General features: G+C 69.2%; 24 protein-coding genes. 12 read left to right on the top strand and 12 right to left on the bottom strand.

Translation table 11 applies throughout. The features are described 5' to 3' along the window. The first annotated feature begins 82 nt into the window (after positions 1–82). On the top strand, positions 83–859 hold the full coding sequence (locus JDV09_RS22390) for a DUF5134 domain-containing protein (RefSeq protein ID WP_221371331.1): 777 nt from the start codon (positions 83–85) through the stop codon (positions 857–859). Here the strand turns inward: JDV09_RS22390 and JDV09_RS22385 are convergent. From JDV09_RS22385 to JDV09_RS22375, 3 genes are read right to left on the bottom strand one after another with little or no spacing between them, the layout of a single operon-like run. Further along, complete coding sequence (locus JDV09_RS22385; RefSeq protein WP_221371330.1) at positions 856–2,151, bottom strand: GAF domain-containing protein; 1,296 nt, start codon at positions 2,149–2,151, stop codon at positions 856–858. The genes JDV09_RS22390 and JDV09_RS22385 overlap by 4 nt on opposite strands. Positions 2,152–2,195: 44 nt before the next feature. Further along, positions 2,196–3,002, bottom strand: coding sequence for an acetoin reductase (locus JDV09_RS22380; RefSeq protein ID WP_221371329.1), 807 nt, complete (start codon positions 3,000–3,002; stop codon positions 2,196–2,198). 51 nt (positions 3,003–3,053) lie between these two features. Beyond that, positions 3,054–4,100, bottom strand: a complete 1,047-nt coding sequence (locus JDV09_RS22375; protein WP_221371328.1) for a 2,3-butanediol dehydrogenase — start codon at positions 4,098–4,100, stop codon at positions 3,054–3,056. Between the two features lie 126 nt (positions 4,101–4,226). Between JDV09_RS22375 and JDV09_RS22370 the strand changes: the two genes are divergently transcribed. The 7 genes from JDV09_RS22370 (at position 4,227) to JDV09_RS22340 (ending at position 11,983) form a co-directional block, all read left to right on the top strand. After that, complete coding sequence (locus tag JDV09_RS22370; RefSeq protein WP_221371327.1) at positions 4,227–6,062, top strand: flavin-containing monooxygenase; 1,836 nt, start codon at positions 4,227–4,229, stop codon at positions 6,060–6,062. A gap of 112 nt (positions 6,063–6,174) precedes the next feature. Continuing rightward, positions 6,175–8,253 (top strand): prolyl oligopeptidase family serine peptidase, encoded by a 2,079-nt coding sequence (locus JDV09_RS22365; RefSeq protein ID WP_308124207.1) that lies wholly within the window; start codon positions 6,175–6,177, stop codon positions 8,251–8,253. Between the two features lies 1 nt (position 8,254). Beyond that, a complete protein-coding gene (locus JDV09_RS22360) occupies positions 8,255–8,908 on the top strand; it encodes an LpqN/LpqT family lipoprotein (RefSeq protein ID WP_221371325.1) in 654 nt (217 codons plus the stop codon). Positions 8,909–8,997: 89 nt separating this feature from the next. Further along, positions 8,998–9,489, top strand: coding sequence for a YkgB family protein (locus tag JDV09_RS22355; protein WP_221371324.1), 492 nt, complete (start codon positions 8,998–9,000; stop codon positions 9,487–9,489). Between the two features lie 20 nt (positions 9,490–9,509). After that, complete coding sequence (locus JDV09_RS22350) at positions 9,510–10,145, top strand: RNA polymerase sigma factor (RefSeq protein WP_221371360.1); 636 nt, start codon at positions 9,510–9,512, stop codon at positions 10,143–10,145. Between the two features lie 14 nt (positions 10,146–10,159). Then, the gene (locus JDV09_RS22345) at positions 10,160–10,384 is read left to right on the top strand and encodes an anti-sigma factor family protein (protein WP_221371359.1); all 225 of its coding nucleotides are present in this window, start codon (positions 10,160–10,162) and stop codon (positions 10,382–10,384) included. 84 nt (positions 10,385–10,468) lie between these two features. Continuing rightward, the gene (locus JDV09_RS22340) at positions 10,469–11,983 is read left to right on the top strand and encodes an FAD-dependent oxidoreductase (RefSeq protein WP_372453004.1); all 1,515 of its coding nucleotides are present in this window, start codon (positions 10,469–10,471) and stop codon (positions 11,981–11,983) included. On the opposite strand, the gene JDV09_RS22335 is transcribed toward JDV09_RS22340, so the two are convergent. Beyond that, positions 11,972–12,436, bottom strand: a complete 465-nt coding sequence (locus JDV09_RS22335; protein ID WP_221371357.1) for a GbsR/MarR family transcriptional regulator — start codon at positions 12,434–12,436, stop codon at positions 11,972–11,974. The two genes, JDV09_RS22340 and JDV09_RS22335, sit on opposite strands and share 12 nt — an antisense overlap. Before the next feature lie 74 nt (positions 12,437–12,510). On the opposite strand from JDV09_RS22335, the gene JDV09_RS22330 reads away from it, so the two are divergent. Genes JDV09_RS22330 through JDV09_RS22320 form a run of 3 tightly spaced genes read left to right on the top strand, consistent with a single transcriptional unit; the run spans position 12,511 to position 14,839 of the window. Further along, positions 12,511–13,377 (top strand): ABC transporter ATP-binding protein, encoded by an 867-nt coding sequence (locus tag JDV09_RS22330; RefSeq protein ID WP_221371323.1) that lies wholly within the window; start codon positions 12,511–12,513, stop codon positions 13,375–13,377. Then, positions 13,374–14,087 carry a fluoroquinolone export ABC transporter permease subunit gene (locus JDV09_RS22325; RefSeq protein WP_221371322.1) on the top strand — a complete coding sequence of 238 codons (714 nt, stop codon included), beginning with the start codon at positions 13,374–13,376 and terminating at the stop codon, positions 14,085–14,087. The genes JDV09_RS22330 and JDV09_RS22325 overlap by 4 nt, the downstream gene beginning before the upstream one ends. Further along, on the top strand, positions 14,084–14,839 hold the full coding sequence (locus JDV09_RS22320; RefSeq protein WP_221371321.1) for an Rv2686c family ABC transporter permease subunit: 756 nt from the start codon (positions 14,084–14,086) through the stop codon (positions 14,837–14,839). Before JDV09_RS22325 ends, JDV09_RS22320 begins: the two co-directional genes overlap by 4 nt. 6 nt (positions 14,840–14,845) lie before the next feature. Here the strand turns inward: JDV09_RS22320 and JDV09_RS22315 are convergent, their stop codons facing one another. Beyond that, the gene (locus tag JDV09_RS22315; RefSeq protein WP_221371320.1) at positions 14,846–16,096 is read right to left on the bottom strand and encodes a cytochrome P450; all 1,251 of its coding nucleotides are present in this window, start codon (positions 16,094–16,096) and stop codon (positions 14,846–14,848) included. 111 nt (positions 16,097–16,207) lie between these two features. On the opposite strand from JDV09_RS22315, the gene JDV09_RS22310 reads away from it, so the two are divergent. After that, positions 16,208–18,820, top strand: coding sequence for a LuxR C-terminal-related transcriptional regulator (locus tag JDV09_RS22310; protein ID WP_221371319.1), 2,613 nt, complete (start codon positions 16,208–16,210; stop codon positions 18,818–18,820). Here the strand turns inward: JDV09_RS22310 and JDV09_RS22305 are convergent. The 7 genes from JDV09_RS22305 to JDV09_RS22275 all read right to left on the bottom strand — a co-directional run bounded on the left by JDV09_RS22305 (position 18,808) and on the right by JDV09_RS22275 (position 24,076). Beyond that, positions 18,808–19,065 carry an ester cyclase gene (locus tag JDV09_RS22305; RefSeq protein WP_221371318.1) on the bottom strand — a complete coding sequence of 86 codons (258 nt, stop codon included), beginning with the start codon at positions 19,063–19,065 and terminating at the stop codon, positions 18,808–18,810. The two genes, JDV09_RS22310 and JDV09_RS22305, sit on opposite strands and share 13 nt — an antisense overlap. A 263-nt stretch (positions 19,066–19,328) precedes the next feature. Then, positions 19,329–20,210 (bottom strand): hypothetical protein, encoded by an 882-nt coding sequence (locus JDV09_RS22300; RefSeq protein ID WP_221371317.1) that lies wholly within the window; start codon positions 20,208–20,210, stop codon positions 19,329–19,331. A gap of 38 nt (positions 20,211–20,248) precedes the next feature. Then, positions 20,249–21,106, bottom strand: a complete 858-nt coding sequence (gene ppk2 / locus JDV09_RS22295; protein ID WP_221371316.1) for a polyphosphate kinase 2 — start codon at positions 21,104–21,106, stop codon at positions 20,249–20,251. 60 nt (positions 21,107–21,166) lie between these two features. Then, on the bottom strand, positions 21,167–22,696 hold the full coding sequence (locus JDV09_RS22290) for an aldehyde dehydrogenase family protein (RefSeq protein ID WP_221371315.1): 1,530 nt from the start codon (positions 22,694–22,696) through the stop codon (positions 21,167–21,169). Between the two features lie 52 nt (positions 22,697–22,748). Further along, positions 22,749–23,147 (bottom strand): hypothetical protein, encoded by a 399-nt coding sequence (locus tag JDV09_RS22285; RefSeq protein ID WP_255605846.1) that lies wholly within the window; start codon positions 23,145–23,147, stop codon positions 22,749–22,751. A 22-nt stretch (positions 23,148–23,169) separates the two neighbouring features. Continuing rightward, a complete protein-coding gene (locus tag JDV09_RS22280; RefSeq protein WP_221371314.1) occupies positions 23,170–23,682 on the bottom strand; it encodes a mycothiol transferase in 513 nt (170 codons plus the stop codon). Positions 23,683–23,686: 4 nt separating this feature from the next. Continuing rightward, complete coding sequence (locus tag JDV09_RS22275; RefSeq protein WP_221371313.1) at positions 23,687–24,076, bottom strand: VOC family protein; 390 nt, start codon at positions 24,074–24,076, stop codon at positions 23,687–23,689. Between the last annotated feature and the right edge of the window lie 8 nt (positions 24,077–24,084).

The following is a 24,084-nucleotide window of genomic DNA, read 5'->3' as shown; positions in this document are numbered from 1 at the left end:
CAGTGCCCCACGCGGGCGAAGCAGTCGGGAACCTGTCGGCCGGTCGATCCGACTAGTGAGGAGACCGCCACGGAAGGACGTCATGTTCACACTCGCCGACACGCCGGTGAAGTTCGTCGCGCTGCTGGCACTGTTCGCCTGGACGACGCTGTGGTCCGGCTACGAGCTGGCCCGTCCACAGGACGTCAGGCAGCGCGTCTCCAACGTGCTGCACCTGGCGATGGCCGTGGTGATGCTGGTGATGGTGGCCGGTCCGACCTGGCAGGCGCTCACCGCGGTGGTGCCCACCGCCACCCTCGTCGCGGGGTTCGCCGCGGCGACGGTGTGGTTCGGCTCGCTGGCGATCGGTGGGTTCCGCTCGTCGGACCACCGCGCCGGACTGCACTTCTCGGGTCACGCGACGATGTTCGGCGCGATGACCTGGCACCTGGCCGCGATGACGGTCAAGGCCGGCAGCCAATCGGGGACGAGTCACGACATGGCCCACGGCGGGACGGGTCACGACATGAGCCAAGGCGACATGGCCGGTATGGGCCATGACACGGTGGCCCAGTCCCAGCAGCCCGGCGGCGTGCCGTGGATCTTCGCCCTCGTCGGGCTGCCCTTCATGGCCTACCTGCTGGCCGCGAGCGTGGCCGCGCTGCACAGGGCGACGCGGCAGCCGTCGCTGGTGAGCGCCGCGGCGGTGCCCCGCGGCGCGGGCGCACCGGTACGCAGCTGCCACCGGGAGCGTGCGGTCGGGAGCCGCGACTACCGGCTCAGCGCGCTGAGCGACTTCGCGATGAACTTCGGCATGTTCTGGATGAGCACCGGTCTGCTCGTGCCGATCCTGCCGTTCTTCGCCGCCTTCGCGTTCTAGGCGCCCGCCATCCGGGCAGCGCGGATCGCCGGGGCCGTCGACGGCGGAAGCAGCATCCGCGGGTCGTCGGGGCGGCGCACCTCGAGGCGGATCGACCCGGCGAACCGGTAGGGCTGGGCGGCGAGCAGCCCGGCGAACTGTTTGCGCAGCCGCGACATCTCCGCGCGCACCGTCACGACGCGCGACCGGTCGCCGTAGAGGTCCTCGGCGAGCTGTGGCGCGGACCGGCCCTCCGGCGAACCGGCGAGCACACACAGGATCTCCGCGTGCCGCAGCGACAGGTCGTGGCGCCAGGACCCGAACTCACCGGTCAGGCACAGTGACGGCGTGTCCGGGTTGCTGAAGTCCAGCGTCACCCGGGAGACCACGTCGGCGCCGTCGGAGCCCGTGTCGTCGGACGCCAACCGCACCAGCCAGCCGCCGGGCAGCGGCTCGACGGCGCACATCCCCAGCGTGGCCACCCAGACCCGGCCCGGCCCCATCTGTTCGGGCAGCAGGATCCGGTTGTGCAGCGGCATCGCGTCGACGGCGGCCACCCAGCCGTCGGTGTCGACGGCCAGCGCCGGGCTGCCCATCCGCGCCAGGATCGGCGCGGCCAACGCACGCAGCCGGTTGAGCGTGCGGTCGTGTTCCTGCCGCAGGTGCGACTCGGCCAGCCGGGCCACGGCGTCGACCAGCGCGATGGTGGTGGGGTGCACCGTCGGGGCCGGACCGGAGACGTCGACGACGCCGATGACCTGGCCGGTGCGCGGGTCCTTGATCGGCGCACCCGCGCAGGTCCACGGGTGGTGACTGCGCAGGAAATGCTCGGCGGAGAACACCTGAACGGCGCGCTGGGACACCAGCGCGGTGCCGATCGCGTTGGTACCGACCGCGCCCTCACCCCAGTTGGCGCCCTCGACGAAGCCGAGCCGGTCGGCATTGGACAGCACCGACGGCGAGCCCGATCGCCACAGCACCCGGCCCTGCGCGTCGGCGACCACGAGGATGTTCTCGCCGTCGGCGACCAGCGACTCCAGCCCGTGGGAGATCTCGTCGAGCACCTCCAGCAGCCCCGACGAACGGCGCAGCAGCTCCAGCGGGGCCGTCTCCACCACCGGCGGGGTGTGCTCGTCGGGTCGGATGCCGCTGGCCATCATGCGCTGCCAGCTCTCGCCGATGACCTCCCTGGGCCGCGCGGGTGCCCGGTGCCCCGCCATCGTCGCGTCGTACACGGCCGACATCAGCCGCGCGTAGCTGCGCGGATCCTCTCCGACTGCCACCGCGGGTTCAGGCACGGGCGAACCTTGCATCGACCCCGATTGTGCTCCCCTTGCCCGCGCCAGACCAGGCCATCTCAGCGGTAGACCAGTCCGCCGTCGATCAGCCCGGACTGCCCGGTCATGTAGTCGGCGTCCGGACCCGCCAGATACGAGACGAAACCCGCGACGTCGTCGGGGGTTTCCGCCCGGCCCAGCGCGATGCCGCCGACGAAGGTGTCGTAGGTCTCCCCCTCGGCGGCCCCGGTCAACTCGGCGAAACGCTTGTCGATCTGCACCCACATGTCGGTGCCGACCACACCGGGGCAGTACGAGTTGACGGTGATGCCGTCGGCGGCATGCTCCTTGGCGGCCGCCTGGGTCAGCGCGCGCACCGCGAACTTCGACGCGCTGTACACGCCGAGCATGCCGAAGCCGTCGTGCCCGGCGATCGACGACGCATTGATGATTTTGCTGGTCTTTCCCTGCGCCTTGTTACCGAGTTCCTTGAACTTCGCGACCGCGGCCTGGATGCCCCACAGCACGCCGTTGACGTTGATCGCCCACACCCGGTTGGCCTCCTCCGGCGTGACATCGGCGATCGGCCCGACCAGCGCGATGCCGGCGTTGTTGACCATGATGTCGAACCCGCCCAGCGCCGAGGCGGCGTAGTCGACGGCGGCGAACACCTGATCGCGATCGCTGACGTCGGCGACGCAGGTCGTCGCCTTACAGCCGAGCGCGCCGATCTCGTCGGCGACGCTGTTGATCCCTTCGGGTCGCACGTCGACCAGCGCCACGTCGGCGCCGTCGCGGGCGAGTCGCAGCGCGATACCCCGCCCGATGCCGCGGCCACCGCCGGTGACCAGAGCCACCTTGCCCGTCAGTGTCGTCTGCCCTGTCATGTGCCTTTTCCTTTCAGACCGAGGGGTTCCTGTCAGACCGAGGGGTTCCTGTCAGATCGAGGGGTCCACGAGAACCTTCATCTTCTTGCCGGCGTGCAGCGCCTCGAAGCCCTCGTCGACCACGTCCTCGATCGGGATCCGGGTCACCCAGCCGGTGGTGTCGTAGGCGCCCTCGGCCATCAGCGCGATCACCGCCTCGAAGTCGGCGCCGGTGTAGCACAGCGAGCCCTGGATCCTGGACTCGTTCATCACCAGGTTCAGCAGCGGTGTCTCCAGCGGCTTCTCGTAGATCGCGACGCTGACCATCGGCCTGCGCGATCCGACGCAGGCCAGCGCCGTGCTGACCGCCGGGGTGACGCCGGCCGCGTCGAACACCGCGTCGGCGCCGTCGCCCTTCGTATGGTCGGCGATGAAGCCGGGCACGTCGACCGCGGTCGGGTCCAGCGTCGCCGCGCCGAGCGCCTCGATGGCCGCGCGCCGGGTCGGCGACGGCTCGACGACGAACACGTCCTGCAGGCCCTTGCCGCGCAGCGCGAACCACAGGCCGATGCCGATCGGGCCCGCACCGAACACCATCGCGGTGTCGCCGGGACCGACGTCGCCGAGGGTGGCGGCGTGATAGGCCACCGACATCGGTTCGACGAGCGCGCCGAGTTCCAGGCCCACGTTGTCGGGCAGCCGGTGCAGCATGCTGGTCGGCACCACGGTGTATTCGGCCATCCCGCCGTCGGACATCAGGCCGTGAAAGCCGATCTGCTGGCAGACGTTGTAGTTGCCCGCACGGCACGGCCCGCACGTGCCGCACTTGTAGATCGGTTCGACGGCCACCCGGTCGCCCTCGCTCCACCCGGTGACACCGGCACCGACGGCGGTGATGGTGCCGGAGAACTCGTGGCCCATCGTCAACGGCAGCTGCTGATGGGTCAGTGGGTGCGGTTCGGTGGGGACGAAGATCGGCCCGGCGTAGTACTCGTGCAGGTCGGTACCGCAGATGCCGTTGTATCCGACCTGCAGTTTCACCGTGCCCGGTGCGGGTTGCGGTTCGGCGACGTCGTCGATCTCGAGCTTGTTCGGTCCGTAGTAGACAGCGGCTTTCATACCGGCAGTTCTATGTGATGGCCGACACAGTGCGAAAGAGTTGCAGGGGGTTGCAGCCCGGGCGCCCCGGTTGCAACGGTTCGCAACTCTTGTCAGGCACCGGGCATCGGGTGTGCCCTGGGTCACATGACATCCACACTTGAACCACAGACCACAACCGATGTGACCCCGCAGCAGCGTGTCGACGCCTGGCTGGCCGACTTCGAGTCGGCACTGGCCGTCCGGGACATCGAGCGCGTCGCCGGCATGTTCGCCGTCGACGGCTTCTGGCGCGACCTGGTGTCGTTCACCTGGAACATCAAGACCCTGGAAGGTCGCGACCAGATCGCCGACATGCTCGGTGCCCGGCTGGCCGGCACCGATCCGTCCGGCTTCGCCACCCGGGAGGCGCCCAGCGACGACGGCGGCGGTGTGGTCTCGGCGTTCATCGAGTTCGAGACCGCCGCCGGCCGGGGCACCGGCCACCTGCGGCTGCGGGACGAGGACGGAACCGACCGGGCGTGGACGCTGCTGACCGCACTGCAGGAACTCAAGGGCCACGAGGAGCGCAAGGGCCCGACCCGGGTGCTCGGCGCGGTGCACGGCGACGATCCCGATCCGCGGTCCTGGGCGGAGAAGCGCGAGGCCGAGCAGGAGGCGCTGGGTCGTTCCGAGCAGCCGTATGCCCTGGTGATCGGCGGTGGGCAGGGCGGCATCGCGCTCGGGGCGCGGCTGCGCCAGCTCGGGGTGCCGGCCATCGTCGTCGACAAGCACGAGCGGCCCGGCGACCAGTGGCGCAAGCGGTACAAGTCGCTGTGCCTGCACGACCCCGTCTGGTACGACCACCTGCCCTACCTGCCGTTCCCGGCCAACTGGCCGGTGTTCGCGCCGAAGGACAAGATCGGCGACTGGCTGGAGTTCTACACCCGCGTGATGGAGGTGCCGTACTGGTCGAAGACCACCTGCACTTCGGCGTCCTTCGACGAGGAGTCCCAGACCTGGACCGTCGAGCTGGACCGAGACGGCGAGCGGCTCACGCTGCATCCGGCCCAGCTGGTCCTGGCCACCGGGATGTCCGGCAAGCCCAGCGTGCCGACGCTACCGGGCCAGGACGTGTTCCGCGGCGACCAGCACCACTCGTCGGCGCACCCGGGCCCGGACGCCTACGTCGGCAAGAAGGCCGTGGTGATCGGGTCGAACAACTCCGCGCACGACATCTGCAAGGCGCTCTACGAGAACGGCGTGGACGTGACGATGGTGCAGCGATCCTCGACGCACATCGTGAAGTCCGACTCGCTGATGGAGATCGGGCTGGGGGCGCTGTACTCGGAGCAGGCCGTCGCCGGCGGCATGACCACCGAGAAGGCCGACCTGACGTTCGCGTCGCTGCCGTACCGGATCATGCACGAGTTCCAGATCCCGCTGTACGACCAGATGCGCGAGCGCGACAGGGAGTTCTACGACCGACTGGAGGCGGCCGGCTTCGAACTGGACTGGGGCGCCGACGGGTCCGGGCTGTTCATGAAGTACCTGCGCCGCGGCTCGGGCTACTACATCGACGTCGGCGCGTGCGACCTGGTCGCCGACGGCCGGATCAAGCTGGCCCACGGGCAGGTCGACCACCTGACCGAGGACTCGGTGGTGCTGTCCGACGGCACCGAACTGCCCGCCGACGTGGTGGTCTACGCGACCGGGTACGGCTCGATGAACGGCTGGGCCGCCGACCTGATCGGCCAGGACGTCGCCGACCGGGTCGGCAAGGTGTGGGGCCTGGGGTCCGACACGCCGAAGGACCCCGGGCCGTGGGAGGGCGAGCAGCGCAACATGTGGAAGCCCACCCAGCAGCCCAACCTGTGGTTCCACGGCGGCAACCTGCATCAGTCCCGGCACTATTCGCTGTACCTGGCGCTGCAGCTCAAGGCCCGCTACGAGGGCATGGCCACCCCGGTGTACGGCCTCCAGGAGGTCCACCACCTGCAGTGAGCCCCGCGCCGAAATGGCATTCCAGCAGCCAAAGGTCGAGTGAGGACCTGCCGGAATGCCATTTCGGCGACCGTTCAGAAGCGCCATTTCGGCGACCGTTCAGAATGGGGGCGTGAGCGACACTGCGCCCAGCGACACCGAGAACCAGACCGACACCGGGACCCAGGCCGACACCGGGAGCGACCCGCACCTCTGGCTCGAGGACGTCACCGGCGACGACGCGCTGGCCTGGGTGCGCCGGCACAACGAGCCGACGATCGCCGAGCTCGCCGGGGAACGCTTCGAGCAGATGCGCGCCGAGGCACTGGAGGTCCTCGACACCGACAGCCGCATCCCCTACGTGCGCCGCCGCGGCGAGTACCTGTACAACTTCTGGCGCGACGCGACCAACCCGAAGGGCCTGTGGCGGCGCACCACGCTGGACAGCTACCGCACCGAGCAGCCCGACTGGGACGTCATCATCGACGTCGATGCACTCGCCGCGCAGGACGGGACGAACTGGGTCTGGGCCGGCGCGACCGTCATCGAACCCGACCACAGCCGCGCGCTGATCAGCCTGTCGCGGGGCGGGTCGGATGCCGCGGTGGTGCGTGAGTTCGACATGCGAACCCGCGAGTTCGTCGACGGCGGTTTCACGTTGCCGGAGGCGAAGTCACAGACCAGCTGGGCCGACGAGAACACGCTGCTGGTCGGTACCGATTTCGGCGAGGGGTCGCTGACCGAGTCGGGTTACCCGCGACAGGTCAGGCGCTGGATGCGGGGCCGGCCGCTCGCCGAGGCCCCCACGGTGTTCAGCGGGGCCCCGACCGACGTGATCGTCGCCGCGTCGGTGGACCGCACTCCCGGCTTCGAACGCACGATCATCAGCAGGGCGCTGGACTTCTTCAACGAGGAGGTCTACGAACTGCGCGGCGACGAGCTCATCCGCATCGACACCCCGACCGACGCCAGCATCTCGATCCACCGCACCTGGCTGCTGATCGAGCTGCGCACCGACTGGGACCACCACCTCGCGACCGGGGGTGTCCAGCATTTCGCGGCGGGGTCGCTGCTGGCGGCCGACTACGACGGGTTCCTGGCGGGCACCGCCGACGTGCAGGTGGTGTTCGCACCCGACGAGCACACCTGCCTGCACCACTATTCGTGGACCCGCGACCGCCTGGTGGTGGTCACGCTGGCCGACGTGGCCAGTCACGTCGCGGTGTTCACCCCCGGCACGTGGACCCCGCATGCGGTGCTCGGCCTGCCGGAGAACACGAACACCACGATCGTGGCGACCGACCACCTCGGCGACGAGGTCTTCCTGGACTCATCGGGTTTCGGCACACCGTCGCGACTGCTGCATGGGGCCGCCGGCGATGAGCTCACCGAGATCAAGCGGGCACCGTCGTTCTTCGACGCGACCGACCTCGAGGTGGCCCAGCACTTCGCCGACTCCGACGACGGCACCGCCATCCCGTACTTCGTGGTGGGCCAACGGAATCGCGGGGCCGCCGGTCCGACACTGCTCGGCGGGTACGGCGGCTTCGAGGTGGCCCGCACGCCCGGTTACGACGGCGTGCTGGGCCGGCTGTGGCTGGCCCGCGGCGGCACCTACGTGCTCGCCAACATCCGCGGCGGCGGCGAGTACGGCCCCACCTGGCACACCCAGGCGATGCGCGAGGGACGGCATCTGGTGGCCGAGGACTTCGCCGCGGTGGCGCGCGATCTGGTCGCACGGGGCATCACCACGGTCGGGCAGCTGGGCGCGCAGGGCGGCAGCAACGGCGGCCTGCTGATGGGCATCATGCTCACCCGGTACCCGGAGTTGTTCGGGGCGCTGGTGTGCAGTGTGCCGCTGCTCGACATGCGGCGCTTCCACCTGCTGCTGGCGGGCGCCTCCTGGGTCGCCGAATACGGCGACCCGGACGAACCCACCGACTGGGAGTTCATCTCGAAATACTCTCCATACCAGAACATCTCGTCTGATCGTCGATACCCGCCGGTGCTGATCACCACCTCGACGCGCGACGACCGCGTGCACCCCGGCCACGCGCGCAAGATGACCGCGGCGCTGGAGGCGGCCGGCCAGCCGGTGCACTACTACGAGAACATCGAGGGCGGCCACGCCGGCGCCTCGGACAACCCACAGATCGCGTTCCGCTCAGCCCTGGTGTACGAATTCCTATGGCGCACCCTGGACGGGAGCTGACATGCCGGACACGCTCGTGACCCTCCGATCCCTGATAGCCGTCTGCGCCGCGGCCACCGTGCTGCTCGGCGGATGTGCGCGCGATGTCAGCGGAACGGCGGTGAGCGCCACCGCAACGGCATCCGGAACGCCCGGGCCCTCGGGCGGGGAATGCCGGACGGTCGATGCGCCACTGGCCGACATCCCGGTCGTCGACGACACCGAACCGCGCCTGCGCATCCCGATTCCGCAGGGGTGGGAACGCAACTCGACTATGGACAGCCAGATCATCCGGTACGCGATAGTGGCGCAGGATCTCGTCGCCGACGGCTTCACCCCCAACGCGGTCGTCACGCTCGAGTCGGTGCGCGGAAACTCCTCGCCAGACCAGGTGTTCGAGCAGAACCGGGACAACCTGGTCCGGATGATGAACGCCTCCGATCTGGACACCGAGACCAACACGACCTGCGGATTTCCCTCGGAGACAACCGAATACACTGCGCCCGCGATGGGGTCGATCCCGCAGCGCCCGGTGATCATGCACGCCGTCGTCGCCACCTACGGGGGCGTCACCCATCTCGCCACGCTGACGATCCAGACCACCGACCCGGACAATCCGACCTACCAGGACGACGCCGACGAGATCGTCGAGGGGTTCCAGGTGGTGCTGCCGTAGGGCTGTAACGCCCCGCCCGGCCGAGGGCACTGAGTCGGTGAGGGTCGCGCAGTCCGGCGAGACCCGTACCCGACCGAGAGGATCCCGTCATGGCCGCGCCCAGCGCAACCACGCCGTCTCTGCACACCGATCGCCCGTCGCCGGCCCTGGACCGGGTCGCCGGCACGCTGGCCCGCTACGGGCTCGTCGTCGTCATCGCCTGGATCGGCGTACTGAAGTTCACCGAGTTCGAGGCCCACGGCATCGAACCGCTGGTGTCGCACAGCCCACTGATGAGCTGGGTCTACACCATCGTCGGAGTGACCACGTTCTCGGCGCTGCTCGGCGTGCTCGAGGTCGCCACGGCGCTGCTGATCGCGGCCAAGCCGTGGTGGCCGAGGTTGTCGATGGCCGGCAGCGTGATCGCGATCGGGCTGTTCGTCGCGACCCTGAGCTTCCTGTTCACCACGCCGGGCGTCTTCGAGGCGACGGCGGGTTTCGGCGTGCTGTCCTTGACCGGCCAGTTCCTGATCAAGGATGTTGCACTGCTGGGCCTCTCGGTCTGGACGCTCGCCGATTCCGTCCGCAGCCTGCGTGTTTGACCGACTAGCATCGGGCGGTGATGACCACCACAGCCTCGGACGAGGGCGGACTCGTCGCGGCCCTGCGGGCGCGCGACGAGTCCGTCTTCGCCGACCTGGTCGACCGGCACACCCCGGCGATGCTGCGGGTGGCCCGCGGCTATGTCGCGACCCACGAGATCGCCGAAGAGGTGGTCCAGGAAGCGTGGATCGCGCTGCTGAAGGGGATCGACACCTTCGAGGGCCGTTCGTCGCTGCGGACGTGGCTGTTCACCGTGCTGATCAACATCGCCAAGACCCGCGGGCTGCGCGAACGCAAGGACCGCGACATGGCGATCGCCGCCCACACCGGCGGCACGGTCGACCCGGCACGGTTCCGCGACAGCGACGACGAATGGCCCGGCCACTGGAAGGCGACGGAGCTGCCCACGGCGTTCCCCGCATCCCCGGAGGGTGCGCTGCTGGGTGAGGAGCTGATGACCGTCACCCGCCGCGAGCTCGAGAAGCTACCGGAGCGGCAGCGCATCGTGGTCACGCTGCGCGACGTGCTGGACATGGATTCCGCCGAGGTGTGCGAGCTGCTCGACATCAGCATCGCCAACCAGCGGGTACTGCTGCACCGAGGACGGGCGGCCGTGCGGCAGGCACTCGAGGACTACCTGAAGGACGCGTCGTGAGCGAAGAACGCGAGATGGACTGCAACGAGCTGGTGGAGCTCGTGACCGCCTACCTGGACGGGTCGCTGGACCCGGACACCCGCGCGCGGTTCGACGAGCACCTGCTCGAATGTGACGGCTGCGGGAACTACCTCCAGCAGTTCCGCACCACCGTCGCCTCGCTCGGCAGCCTCGGCGACGAGGAGCTGGACCCGACCTTCCGGAGCAGACTGCTCACCGCGTTCCGTAACTGGCAGTAGAACGGAAGGCGTGGCACACGACTTCGGCGACTGCGGCCAGGCCCCGCCCGACGGGCGACCCGACCCGTCACACGTCATCCAGCCGTGACGGGGAAGGTGGTGGACACCGAGGTGCTCGTCGTCGGCGCCGGGCCGACCGGGCTGACCCTGGCCTGCGCGCTGCGGCTGCACGGCATCCGGGTGCGCGTCGTCGACCGCTCCGACGGCCCGGCGACGACATCGCGGGCCAACTTCTTGCATGCCCGCGGTTCGGAGGTGCTGGGTCGCATCGGCGCGCTGGGCACGCTGCCCGACGAGTCACTGCGCGCCATGCGGATCACCAACTACCTGGGTGACCGCCCGCTCGTCACGCTGGAGTTCGGCGACCCCCACCTGCACACGGCCGCACCGCCGATGGTGATCTCCCAGGCCAGGGTGGAAGGTTCGCTGCGCGATCGGCTGGCCGAGCTCGGCGCCGCGCCCGAATGGGGCAACGGCCTGGTGGGGCTGCGCCAGCGCGCCGACTCGGCCGTCGCCGAGTGTGCCGACGGAACCAGCATCCGGGCCCGCTGGGTCGTCGGCTGTGACGGCGTCTCCAGCACCACCCGCACGCTGGCCGGGATCGGCTTTCCCGGCGTCAAGCTGACCGAGCGCTGGCTGCTGGCCGACCTGCACCTGGAGTGGGACCTCGACCGCGGCGGCACGACCGGGTGGATCCATCCCAGCGGGCTGGTCGGCGCCATGCCGATGCCCAGCGACGGCAGCGAGCGCGGCGACCTGTGGCGGATATTCGCCTACGATCCCGGCCGGGCCGAAAAGCCCAGCGAGAGCGACATTCTGGATCGGATGCGGGAGATCATCCCGCACCGCAGCGGTCGCCGGGTCCGGGTCGGCGACCCGGAGTGGCTGTCGGTGTTCACCGTGCACCGCCGGCTGGCCGAGCGGTACCGCAGCGGCCGGATCCTGATCGCCGGCGACGCCGCCCACGCGCACGCCCCGTTCGGCGGGCAGGGCATGCTGACCGGCATCGGCGACGCCGAGAACCTGGCCTTCAAGCTCGCTCTGGTGACCCGTGGGCTGGCCGCCGACGCGCTCGTCGACACCTATCAGGCCGAGCGGCGACCCTTGGCCACCGAGGTGCTGCGCGGCACCAGCGCGGTGACCCGCGTCAACGTCGCCGGCAACCCGGTCGCGCGGTTCCTGCGGGACCGGGTCGCGCCCAAGATCTTCGGCCTTGCGCCGGTGCAGCGGTGGACGACCTACACCGCGTCGCAGCTGTGGGTGAGCTACCGCAAGGGCCCGCTCGGCGGCCGCGGACCCAAACCGCGCCCCGGCGACCCGATCCCGGATACCGAGTGCGCAAGGCCCGACGGCGGCGCCACCCGGCTGCACCGCGAACTCGGCGCGCACTGGGCGGTGCTGGCTCCCCCCGACACACCCGGCTGCGCCGATGCCGCGCGCCGACATCTCGGCGAGTTCGTCGAGGCGCTGACCTACGACGACGACGAGGCGATGTTGATCCGGCCGGACGGCCACCTGGCGTGGCGGGGCGATCCCACCGACGCCGACGGTGTGACCCGTTGGCTCACAACCGCATTGACGACCGGCTCAACGCGCTGACGACGCAGGGCCGGAGCACCGCTGCTCGTGCCAGCGCCGCAACAGCTCCGGTATCTCGGCCAGCAGGAACGCATAGAACTCACGCATCTCGGCCAGCCGTTGGTGGGCCAGGCTACCGGTGGCGGTGGCGGCGATCCCGGCGTCCGCGGCGTCCAGGAACGCCGCGATCGTCTGGTTCTGGCCGGTGTACAACGTCGCCCACGCGTCCGGACGCAACCGGAAATGGTCGCGGCGACTGGCCGGCGCCGGCACTCGTTGGGCGAGGCCGACCGACGTCAGCGTCTTGAGCGCACCCGAGATCGACCCGGCGCTGGCCCCCAGCTCATCGGCAAGTTCGGACATGGTCACGCTGGGCCGCTCGCTGAACAGCAGCGCTGCCACGACACGGGCCGTCATTCGCTGCAAACCCTGGGAGGCCAGCACCAGCGCCAACCGCTCCGCGCTGTCGGGCAGCTTCGCCACCGGCCAGATCCTCCTCGGCAGAACGTTCTTCAATAATTTCTGAAAGTTCAGTATAGTCAGGCCCGGTGGAAACCGTCATCGACGTTCGCGACCTGACCTACGCCTACCCGAAGGCGGCCGAACCCGCGGTGGACGGCATGGACTTCACGGTCGGAGCCGGTGAGATCTTCGGCTTCCTCGGTCCCAACGGCGCGGGCAAGTCCACCACCCAGAAACTGCTGATCGGCCTGCTGCGGGGCCATCGGGGCCGGGCTCACGTCTGGGGACGCGACCCGCTGGACTGGGGGCAGGACTACTACCAGCGCATCGGGGTCTCCTTCGAGCTGCCCAACCACTATCTGAAACTGACCGGTGCGGAGAACCTGCGTTTCTTCGCGTCGCTGTACGACGGCCCCACCCGCGACCCGGCACAACTGCTCGAGGCCGTCGGCCTCGCCGACGCCGCCGACATCCGGGTGGGCAGGTACTCCAAGGGAATGCAGATGCGGCTGACCTTCGCCCGGTCGCTGGTCAACGACCCCGAGCTGTTGTTCCTCGACGAACCGACCTCCGGGCTGGATCCGGTCAACGCCCGCACCGTCAAGGACATCATCGGCGACCTGAAGGCCCGGGGCCGCACCGTGTTCCTGACCACCCACGACATGGCCACCGCCGACGAGCTCTGCGACCGGGTCGCATTCGTCGTCGACGGTCGCATCGCCGCCCTCGATTCACCCGCCGAGCTCAAGATCGCCCGCAGCCGGCGCCTGGTCCGGGTGGAGTACCGCGACCCCGCCGGCGCCCTGCAGACCGCCGAGTTCGGGATGGACGGTCTGGCAGAGGATCCCGGCTTCCGAGCCGTGCTGCGCGACCACCATGTCGAAACCATCCACAGCAGAGAGGCCAGCCTCGACGAGGTGTTCGTCGACGTCACCGGCAGGAGGCTGGCATGAGCCGGTGGACCAGCGCGCTGCGGTTGGAGGCCGAACTGCAGCTGCGCCAGCGGTTCACCCACGCCGCCGCCGTCTCCGGGCTGTTGTGGCTGGTGGTGCTGCTGCCGATGCCACCGGAGCTGCGCGGCATCGTCGAGCCGTACGTGCTCTTCGGCGACATCACCGTGATCGGTTTCTTCTTCGTCGGCGGCTCGGTGTTCTTCGAGAAGCAGGAGCGCACGCTGGGCGCGATCATCTGTACCCCATTGCGGTTCGGCGAGTACCTGTCGGTCAAGATCCTCGCGCTCATGACGATCTCGCTGGCGATCGCGGTCGCGGTGGTGATCGCCACCCGGGGCACCGATTTTCATCCGCTGCCGCTGCTGGCAGGCATCGCACTCGGCACGCTGGTGATGCTGCTGGCCGGGTTCGCCTCCGCGCTGCCGTTCGCCTCGGTCGGCGACTGGTTCCTGTCCACGTCGGTGCCGCTGGCCGTGCTGTCGCTGCCGGTGCTGTACCTGACCGGCGTGTGGACCAGCCCGGTGCTCTACGTCCTGCCCACCCAGGGTCCGCTGTTGCTGCTGGCCGCGGTGTTCGATCAACTGAGCCTGGCGCCCTGGCAGGTCCTCTACGCGCTGACCTATCCGCTGGTGTGCGCGGCCGGCATGTACCGGCTGGCCGAGAAGATGTTCGGGCGTTACGTCGTCGAGCGCGCCGGGGCACCGGGATGACGGCTCCGGCGGCACGGCTGTTCCAGGCGTGGACCGCGTTCGGCCGCAATGACATCCGCGGAACCTACCGCGAGCCGCTGATGGCCATGCTGGTGCTGGCTCCGGTGATCTGGACAGTCGGCACCGCGGTCATCGTGCCGCGGCTGACCACGACGGTGGCCCGGCGCTACGACTTCGACCTGGTGCCCTACCACCCCCTGGTGCTCACCGGATTGTTGCTGTTGACCAGCATCATCGTCGTCGGAGGGCTCGGAGCGTTCCTGATCCTCGACGAGCTCGATTCGGGCACCCTGCCAGCGCTGCGGGTGACCCCGGTGCCGCTGTCGAGCTTCTTCGGCTACCGGGCCGGCACCGTCGTCGCCGTCACCACCGGCTACGTGGTGGCCACGATGTCGCTCAGCGGCCTGCTGCCGGCCGGGTTGGTGCTGCCGCTGATCCCGATCGGCCTGGTCGCCGGGCTGTCGTCGGTGGTGACGATGCTGCTGATCGTCGCGGTGGCGAGCAACAAGATCCAGGGCCTGGCGATGCTGCGGCTGCTCGGCCTGGTCATCGCCGGGCTGCCGTGCCTGGCCTGGTTCGTCTCCCCGCCGTGGGACCTGGCGTTCGGGATCCTGCCGCCCTACTGGCCGGCCAAGGCGTTCTGGGTGGCGTGCGCCGGCGGCGTGTGGTGGCCGTATCTCGTCGGCGGGGTGGTGTTCAACCTCGCCGCCGGCCGGCCGCTGTTGCGCAGGTTCATCGCGAAGAACACCTGAGTCGCCTCAGGATCCGTCGAAGACGACCGGCAACGTCTGTGGTCCACTCAGCGCGGTGAGCGGCTTCCACGGCGCCGGCCCGTCGATGCGGATGTTCCGCATTCGACCGGCCATCACCGCCAGACCTTCGGCTACCTCGAGTCGTGCCAGGTGGGATCCGAGGCAGTAGTGCATGCCACCGCCGAACGTCAACGCCGGAGCGCTGCGAGGCCGGGTGATGTCGAGGCGGTCGGGGTCGTCGAAGACTGCGGGATCACGGTTGGCGGAGGCAAGGTTCGCCAGCACGAGGGTGCCCGCGGGAATCGTCACCCCGGCCAGTTCGACGTCCACGGTCGCGGTACGCAGCATGCCGAAGACGACCGGTGAGTGCCGGATGACCTCCTCGGCCGCGGCCTGCGCCAACCCGGGCTCCTCCGCCAGCAGCGCCCACTGGTCCGGGTACTCACTCAACGCGTGCACCGCCGCGGCGACCTGGTTGCGGGTGGTGTCGGTTCCGGCGATCAGCAGCCCCGCCACCAGCATCCGGAGTTCGTCGGCGTCGAGGCGGTCGCCTTCGTCCTCGACGCGGACGAGCTCGGACAGCAGATCGTCGCCGAGCGCGCCGCGCCGCGCCTCGACCAGATCATCGATGTAGTCGTCGAGTTCCTGCCAGGCCTTCAGTACTCGCTGCTCGCTGGCGGCGGCGTCCCAGCTGAAGGCGCGGAAGATGTCATCGGTCCAGTCGGAGAACAGTTTCCAGTCCTCCACCGGCGCGTCGAGGAAGGCACAGATGACCGGGATCGGATAACGCTGTGCGATGTCGGCGACAACGTCGCAACGCCCGTTGGGCAGCTGGCGGTCGACGAGCCCGGTGATCACCTCGATCACCGTGTCGCGCACCCGGGCGGCTCCCCGCGGCGCGAAAGCACGTGCCACCAGTTTGCGCAGCCGGTGATGCTCCTCGCCGTCGAGGCTGATCAGATTGGCGGCGACCCGGTCCCACATCGGACCCGAGGTGATGCCCTGCGCCGCCAGGAACATGCCCTGTGGGACCCGGAACCGTTTGTCGTGCAGAACGGTGCGGACCAGTTCGTAGGTCAGGACTTCGGGTCCGTGCGGGCCCATCGCGATGGGCCCGCGCGCCCGCGCACCGGCGATGAGCCGGTGCGCCTCCCAGGGGTCGTCCAGGTGGTCATAGGCCAGCATGGGCAGTCCGGCTTCGAAAACTGAAGGGCAGGCGTTCGGGCTCTGCCGCACCGGTGCGACGTCGATGGTCATGAGGTGATCGTCGGCCGGGAACCGCCGGGCGTCGTCAGTAGTCGACTACTGGTTGTGGAGGCAGACCGCCAATATCACTACGTGTGTTCCCCAGGCTCCTACCCTTTAGGTGTGCGTTTGACGTGGCCGCTGACCGGCCGGTCGGAGGAAGCGCGACTCATCCAGGCCGCGGTCCTCGACGCTGATTCCGCCGGCATCGTCGTCAGCGGAGCCACGGGTGTCGGCAAGAGCCGCATCGTCCGGGACACGCTGATGACGTTCGCCAACCAGGGCTGGGAGGTCCGCTGGGTGGTCGGCAGTTCGGCAGTGCAGAAACTTCCGCTCGGGGCGCTGACCACCTGGGCGCACTCCACCAGCGATGACAGCCTCATGCTGATCCACGGCGTCGTGGCGGCGTTGACCGCATCGGCGCGCGGGCTCCCCGTGTTGATCGGGATCGACGACGCACCCTTGCTGGATGACCTGTCGATCGTGGTCATACACCAGATCGTGGTGCAGAGATTGGCGAAAGTGGTGCTCACGGTCCGAGGGGGCGAGCCGATTCCGGCGGCGACCGGTGACCTCTGGAGGACCGACGATTTCGACCGCCTCGATATGCGGCCGCTGCCTCGATCGGCCGCCGAAGCCATGATCACCGAAGCCCTGGGTGGCCGCCTGCACCGCGACGCGGAGGAACGGCTGTGGACCCTGGCTCAGGGCAATCCGCTCTATCTGCGCAACATCGTCGAGCAGGAAGTGGCCGACGCCCGCCTGGCGGTCCGGGACGGGCTCTGGACCTGGCACGGTGATGCGACCCTTCCTCCGGGATTGGTCGAGCTGGTGGAAGCCCGCATCGGTCGTCTGCCGGACCGGGTCAGCGATGTGGTCGACCTGCTCGCGGTGGGTGAACCGGTCTCGCTGGAAGTGCTGGCCAGAATCAGCGGTCCCGACGCGGTCGAGGACGCAGACCGCCGCGGCCTCATCTGCCTCGAGCCTGCCCACGGCGCAATCGAGGTGCGGCTGGCACATCCGCTGTACGGCGAGGTACGCAGGAGTCGGGCCCCGACGACGACACTGCGGCGGCTACGGGGCCTTGTCGCTGCCGGACTGGCTGCGTGCGACGACGCCGATGATATTCACGTCGTGGTTCGCAGAGCATCACTGAGTCTCGACTCGGACCTCGACCCTGACGTCGGCGTTCTGATCAGGGCGGCACGCGGTGCGGCGTGGTTGGTCGACCTTCAACTGGCGGACCGGCTGGCCGCCGCGGCGATTCGGGCCGGCGGCGGCGCCGAGGCCAACCTGATCCGTGCGTTCGTCCTGTCCTGGCAGGGCCGGGGCTTGGAGGCCGACTCGGTGCTCGCCGACGTCGACTCCTCCGAGCTGGATGCGGTCCGTCGGGCCCAGACGACGTTCCTACGCGCCGTGAATCTGCTGTTCACCCTCGCCGACCCGGCCGCCGCGTTGACGTTGGTCAACGACGCTGCCGAAGACGAGGCACCCGGCCAGGACTCAATGAATGCATTCCGCTGTGTGTACTGGGCGGCCATGGGCCGCCCCGAAGCGGCGCTGCAGTACGCGCGGAAGTTCGACCCGGACGCATTGCCGGACCACCTTCAAATGAGGTTGAGCGCCTGGGCCGTCACGGTCGCGCACGGCGAAACCGGATCGACGTCTCGAGCGGTGGCCTCAGCCAAGGCGGGATACCCGATCCCGGTGCGCGCGTTCGTCGTCATCGCCGATGCACACGCCAATGCCCTGACGCTGGCCGGGCGGATATCCGCGGCCGAGGACGTGGCGGCCATGATGCGGCACCGCGCGATGTCGGCGCAGGGTGCGACGTTCGGTCAGATCGCTGTCGCCGTCACCGGACAGGTTGCACTCGCCGCCGGGCACTTGGACAGTGCGTGCTCGCTGCTGGCGTCGGCGATCGACCTTGTGACGGGGTGGAATTCGACGGCCGGATTCCGGTACCGGTACCAGATCTTGTTGACCACCGCTCTGGCCATGCGAGGGATGACACAGCAGGCGAAGCAGGCGTGCGCCGCCATCGATGCATGTTGGCACCCGGGGTGGCGATCCCTCGACTACGCACGTGCCATCGCTTCCGCGTGGGTCCTGGCGACTCAGGGACTGTTGAGCGATGCGATTGCCACGGTGCGATCCGCGGCCGAAAGTTCCCGGCAGACAAGCCAATACGCTGCCGAAGTGATGTGCCTTCAGACCGCAACCCAGCTCGGCGACTCCTCGACAGCCGCACGTTTGGGTGAACTCGTGGGCACCGTCGAAGGACCACGCGCCGGCCTCGCGGCGGGACTGGCAGAGGCTCTCCACACCGCAGATGCCGATCAGCTGGAGTCGCTGTCGGAACGGTTCGAATCGATGGGCGATCTCGTGGCGGCCGTCGACGCGGCTTCACATGCCGCCGCGTGCTTCCGCGCCGGGGGACTTCGCGGCTCGGCGCTACGTTGCTCCACGCGGGCCGAGACTCTCGCACAGGCGGGCGGCGGCATCTCCACACCCGCGTATCGCCGCGCAGCCGAGCGTCTCCCGCTGACCGGTCGCGAACGTGAGATCGTGATGCTTCTGGGGACGGCCATGTCCAACCGCGACATCGCTGCGACGCTGTCACTGTCGGTGCGCACCGTGGAGAGCCACATCTACAAGGCGATGGCCAAGACCGGCACGGCCAGTCGCGAAGAACTGGCGGCTCTGCTCAGCCCCGCGCCGGCTCAGCCGAGCTGATCGAGGACGGCTGCCGTATCCAGCCAGACGTTCTCGCGGCTGATGAGTCCGTCGCGGAACTCGAAGACGTGCGGCATCCGGAAGCTGATCCGGCTGCCGTTTCCGGCCAGTCCGAGCATGGATCCCACGACGGTGCCCGTCATCTGCTGTTCGAGCACGAGCGCGTCGTCGCACACATAGCAGTGCAATTCGGCCCACTCCTCGGCGAGGAAGTCGGCGGACAACCGCATCGCCTGTTCATCCATCTCGGCCGCCTTCCAACCCGCCGTACCGGCTCCGTCAACGAGTAGCACGCGAGAACCCCGGAAATACCAGTAGTCGACTACTTACCGACATCCGGGATCGGCGTTCGACGATGGTCTGTACCAGACGGAACCGACGGAGGGAGCCGTGATGACCATCACCATGAAGCCATCGAAAGTCGCGGCCTTGCTGCACTGGCGGACTCATCACCCGCGACGGGTGAGATCCGACTGGGACATCCACGGGCACCCACACCATTTGGTGTTCATCGAGAGCTCGTTGATGTCCCGGGAAATGAATCGGCTCTAGACCGCCGCACCCCGCCCAGCGCGGCGGCGAGGGCACCCAGCAGGACCAGTCCGCCACCGGCGATCAGTGTGCCGGTCAGCCACGTGTGCAGGCTGGACTCGGCGTGGGCCAGCATCACGTCGGCGACGGTACGGATGTTGCCGGTGGTCCGATCGAGAGCATCCTCGACATACGGGTTGCCCACCTCGATGGCGGCCCAGCCGGCGGCACCGACCGGCAGCGCCGAGACGCCCAACGCGGCCAGTGCCCTACCGCGCGATCGGGCCACGGCCAACGTCAGCAGCGCGCTCACCGCGGTGATGACGACGGCCGCGACGGCGGCCCACGGCCCCCAGGTGGCCAGCGGGCGCAGCTTGCCCGGCTGCAGCCGGGGGGTGTCCACCGTGATCGGCACCGTCAGGGTGGGCGGCAGCTCGAGATCGAGGCTGCCCAACGTGGCGGCGAACGACGGATCCGACAGCATCGGCGCGACGTCGATCAACCACTCGTCGGTGGAGTTTCCGCTGGGGACGGCACCGGTGAACATCCACCGGTGCGCGATCCGGTTGGCCTGCGCGAACTGGCCGGGAAAGCCCGTGTTCCCGGTGTAGGCGGCGGCCACCTGGTACACCAGGACCGGGTTCAGCTGGAAGCCGTTGTCGGCACCCAGCGCGACGATCTGGGTGGTGAGCTCGTCGGCCATCGCGTCCTGCAGTCGCGTGTCCCGGGCCGCCGAGGCCGCCAGCGCCGCATAACCGTCCTCGCCGACCACCGTCAGCTGGGCCCACACCACCGGCACCGCGACCGCGAGCCCCGCAGTGGTGATGAGCCACATCAGCAGTGCGGCCAGAAAGCGCACGGGCGCATCCTCCTCCTGCGGCCAGAGGTCGCCCCGGCTCAGTCGCCCAGCGCGCGTCCCACGATCAGCGGATCGGGTCGGCCGACCACCTCGCCGTCCCTGTTGTCGTAGTCGAACTTACTCAGCACGAAACGCATCGCGTTGATCCGGGCACGCTTCTTGTCGTTGCTCTTCACCACGGTCCACGGCGCCAACTCGGTGTCGGTCCAGGAGAACATCTCCTCCTTGGCGGCCGTGTAGTCGTCCCACTTGTCCAGCGAGGCGAGGTCGGTCGGTGACAGCTTCCACTGCCGCACCGGGTCGACCTGGCGGATGGTGAACCGGGTGCGCTGCTCGTTCGGCGACACCGAGAACCACAGCTTGGTCAGGAACACGCCGTCGTTGACCAGCATCTGCTCGAAAAGCGGTGCCTGCCGGATGAATTCGGCGTGCTGACGCGGGGTGCAGAAACCCATCACCCGCTCCACGCCGGCCCGGTTGTACCAGGACCGGTCGAACAACACGATCTCACCGGCCGACGGAAGGTGCTCCACATAGCGCTGGAAGTACCACTGGGTGCGCTCCTTTTCGGTGGGCTTCTCCAGCGCCACCACCCGCGCACCGCGGGGGTTGAGGTGCTCCATGAAACGCTTGATGGTGCCGCCCTTGCCCGCCGCGTCGCGTCCCTCGAACACGATGACGTGGCGGTGCCCGTTGGACTGGCTCCACTTCTGCAGCTTGAGCAACTCGATCTGCAGCAGCCGCTTCTGCTCCTCGTAGTCCGCACGCTTCATCCGCTCGTCGTACGGGTAGTTCTCACGCCAGGTGTCGACGACCTTGTCGCCCGGCTGGATCAGCAGGATCGGGTCGTCATCGTCGTCGTCGATGACCGTGTAGCCGGAGGTGTCGAGGGTCACGAGCAGAAATTATCGACCCCTACGTACCGTCCGGTGACGTTTCGGTGAACGGACGATGGATTACTTCGCCGCTCTACGCGGCCCGATCAGGGCCAGCTTGGTCAGCAACCCGTTCATCCGCTTCAGCGCGCGCAGCGAATTGCTGTAGTAGTTGCCGCCGGCGCCGACGGTGGTGCGCGGCACCACCACCGCCTCCTGGCGGCAGAACTTGCGCAGCCCGTCGGCGCCGCCGAACCGCGCGCCCATCCCCGAGTCCTTCCAGCCGCCCATCGGGGCGGTGGTGCACATCAGGTTGGAGATCACGTCGTTGACGTTGACGGCTCCGCAGTCGAGCTGCACGGCCACCTCCCTGGCCCGCTCCACGTCACCGGAGAAGACCGAGGCCGACAATCCGTACGGGCTGTCGTTGGCCAGCCGGACGGCCTCGTCGACCGTGGCGACCTTCATGATCGGCAGGGTGGGGCCGAACGTCTCCTCGGTCATGCAGGCCATCGAGTGGTCGACATCGACGAGCACCGTGGGCGGATAGAAACTGCCCGCACCCGCCGGGCGGCTGCCCCCGGTCAGCGCCCTGGCGCCCTTGGCGAGCGCATCGGCGACGTGACGTTCGGTGACCGCGACCTGGCTCTCGTCGATCAGCGCGCCGAAGTTGTGGCCGTCCCCGGCGCCGGTCTTGAGGCTCGCCACGTCGCGTACGACCGCGTCGACGAACTGGTCGTAGACCGGTTCGAGCACGTAGACCCGCTCGACGGACACGCAGGTCTGGCCGGCGTTGAACATCGCGCCCCACACCGCGGCGTGGGCGGCCAGGTCCACGTCGGCGTCCTCGAGCACGATCATCGGGTCCTTGCCGCCGAGCTCGAGGCTGACCGGGGTGAGCCGGCGCGCGGCGCGCTCCATCACCTTGGCCCCGGTCGCGCTCGATCCGGTGAACTGGATGTAATCGGAGTTGTCGATGACGGCCTCGGACACCGCACGGGCACCCTGCGCCAGGGCGAGCACCTCGGGGGCGCCCGATTCCAGCCACCCGCGCAGCAGCAACTCGGCGGTCAGCGGGGTGCGCTCGGAGGGCTTGAGCAGCACCGCACAGCCGGCGGCGAGCGCGCCGATGGCGTCCATCAACGCGTTGGCGACCGGGTAGTTCCACGGCGCGATGATGCCGACCACCGCGCGGGGGCGGTAGTGCACCGTGACCTTCTTGATCGCCAGGAACGGCAGGGCGGCCGGCCGGGTCTCGGGTGCCAGCGCCTGCTCCATCGTCTTGATGTAGTACGCGGCGATCATCAGCAGCAGCGGGACCTCCTGCGCGGCGTCCACCGCGGACTTGCCGGTCTCCGCGATCAGCAACCGCTCGATCTCGTCGCGGTGCTGGCCGAGCCACACCGCGAACCGCGCCAGCACCTTGGCCCGCCCCTTGGCGCCGCGGGCCTCCCACTCGCGCTGCGCGACGCGCAGGCCGGCCGCCACCCTGGCCACGTCGGCGGGGTCGGTCCAGCTGACCCGCCCCGCTTCCGTGCCGGTGGCCGGGTTGGTGATGGTGCCGGTGCCGGTGAACGGCTCGGTCAGTTCCACGTCTGGCGTCGCTGTCATGACCTCATGCTAACCATGACTGTGATCCTCGTCGCAGCGAGGTTGACACATGTCAACTCCGGGCGGCCCGGGCGGCCACACACACCGACACCCCGACCACCAGCACCGCCAGCCCCAGGGCCACCACCACGAGGGTGGTGTGCCCGCTCGGGTACGCCAGTGCGTCGTCGCGCAACCTGCCGAACGCCTGTTTGGCCAACCGTTCGGTCAGCACCGCGACCACCGGCGCCGCCGCGATCACCGCGGCCAGCTGCGCGCGGCGCTGCGCGAGGGCCACCGCCAGCACGACCGTCCAGAGCGCGAGCGTGACGCGGCCGTCGGTGAACACCCGTAGCCATTCCAGCCAAGGGTGGCGCTGACCGGCGGCGAAGACCGCGTCGTCGACCGGTGTGGAACCCGTCCCCACGGCGAGACCGAGCAGGATCAGCCCGCCAGGCCGATCACCGGCCACCAGCGGACCAGAGCAGGACCGCTCAACCGGCGATCCCCCTGATGTAGGCCGCCTGGCCGAGGTGCTGAGCAGCGTCGTCGATGATGCTGACCAGCCGCGCGCTGGCGGTCACCGGTGGGGTCCACCGGCGGTCGACGATCCGGCCGAGTTCCTCTGCCGAGACCGATGCCACGTAGGCCAGCGACTCTTTGTGCACGGCGTGGTAGTAGCCGGCCAGCAGGGCAGCCGGTGCGCGCACCTTGGCGACCTCCTCGGCGGTGTGGCCGTAGCCGTGGGCGTCGCGCGGCAGGTCGAGGGCGAAGCGGTCCACCCAGCCGTCGCGCAGCCACACCTGCTCGAGGTCGGCGATCGCGCACAGTTGGGCGTCCTGGATCCGCGCGCTGTGCCAGATCAGCCAGGCGATGGTGTTGGCCTCCGGGGTGGGCCGGAAGTAGGCGACGTCGTCGGTCAGCCCGTCGGTGAGATCGTCGACGTGCTCGATCAGCCGGGTGAAGGAGTCGCGCAGCAGTTCGCGGGCAGCATCGATGTCGGCCATCGGTTCACTCCTTCGGTCCGCCGCCGTGGAACACGGCCTCGACGTTGTTGCCGTCCGGGTCGCGCACGAACGCGCCGTAATAGTTCTCGTGGTACTCCGGGAACAGCCGCGGTGCGTGCAGCGGTTCGGCGCCGAGTGCCAGCGCCGTGTGGAAGAAGGCCTGCACGGTCTCCGGGTCCTTGGCGGCGAACGCGATGTGCACCTCCCGGTTCGGGCCGGCCGCCTGTCCTGCGTTCATGTCGCCGATCCAGAAGTCCGGTTTGCCCGGCGCGCCGTACCCGACGGCGACGCCGAAGTCCTTCTGCCGGGCGTAGCCCAGCACGCCGAGAACCTTGTCGTAGAAGGCCCGCGAGGCCTCCCAGTCCGCACAGTTGATTCCGAGGTGGTCGATCACGCCCTCAC

Origin of the sequence: Mycolicibacterium xanthum (genome assembly GCF_019710635.1) — a bacterium.
GTDB lineage: Bacteria > Actinomycetota > Actinomycetes > Mycobacteriales > Mycobacteriaceae > Mycobacterium > Mycobacterium xanthum.
The sequence above is the reverse complement of the archived record's forward strand: the minus strand, read 5'-3'. Positions and strand labels throughout refer to the sequence as shown.

Bases quoted from the DNA above. Each gene is read 5' to 3' on its own strand.
- JDV09_RS22390 (WP_221371331.1), top strand. From the start codon at position 83: ATGTTCACACTCGCCGACACGCCGGTGAAGTTCGTCGCGCTGCTGGCA.
- JDV09_RS22385 (WP_221371330.1), bottom strand. From the start codon at position 2,151: ATGCAAGGTTCGCCCGTGCCTGAACCCGCGGTGGCAGTCGGAGAGGAT.
- JDV09_RS22380 (WP_221371329.1), bottom strand. From the start codon at position 3,002: ATGACAGGGCAGACGACACTGACGGGCAAGGTGGCTCTGGTCACCGGC.
- JDV09_RS22375 (WP_221371328.1), bottom strand. From the start codon at position 4,100: ATGAAAGCCGCTGTCTACTACGGACCGAACAAGCTCGAGATCGACGAC.
- JDV09_RS22370 (WP_221371327.1), top strand. From the start codon at position 4,227: ATGACATCCACACTTGAACCACAGACCACAACCGATGTGACCCCGCAG.
- JDV09_RS22360 (WP_221371325.1), top strand. From the start codon at position 8,255: ATGCCGGACACGCTCGTGACCCTCCGATCCCTGATAGCCGTCTGCGCC.
- JDV09_RS22355 (WP_221371324.1), top strand. From the start codon at position 8,998: ATGGCCGCGCCCAGCGCAACCACGCCGTCTCTGCACACCGATCGCCCG.
- JDV09_RS22350 (WP_221371360.1), top strand. From the start codon at position 9,510: ATGACCACCACAGCCTCGGACGAGGGCGGACTCGTCGCGGCCCTGCGG.
- JDV09_RS22345 (WP_221371359.1), top strand. From the start codon at position 10,160: ATGGACTGCAACGAGCTGGTGGAGCTCGTGACCGCCTACCTGGACGGG.
- JDV09_RS22325 (WP_221371322.1), top strand. From the start codon at position 13,374: ATGAGCCGGTGGACCAGCGCGCTGCGGTTGGAGGCCGAACTGCAGCTG.
- JDV09_RS22320 (WP_221371321.1), top strand. From the start codon at position 14,084: ATGACGGCTCCGGCGGCACGGCTGTTCCAGGCGTGGACCGCGTTCGGC.
- JDV09_RS22315 (WP_221371320.1), bottom strand. From the start codon at position 16,096: ATGACCATCGACGTCGCACCGGTGCGGCAGAGCCCGAACGCCTGCCCT.
- JDV09_RS22305 (WP_221371318.1), bottom strand. From the start codon at position 19,065: ATGGATGAACAGGCGATGCGGTTGTCCGCCGACTTCCTCGCCGAGGAG.
- JDV09_RS22290 (WP_221371315.1), bottom strand. From the start codon at position 22,696: ATGACAGCGACGCCAGACGTGGAACTGACCGAGCCGTTCACCGGCACC.
- JDV09_RS22280 (WP_221371314.1), bottom strand. From the start codon at position 23,682: ATGGCCGACATCGATGCTGCCCGCGAACTGCTGCGCGACTCCTTCACC.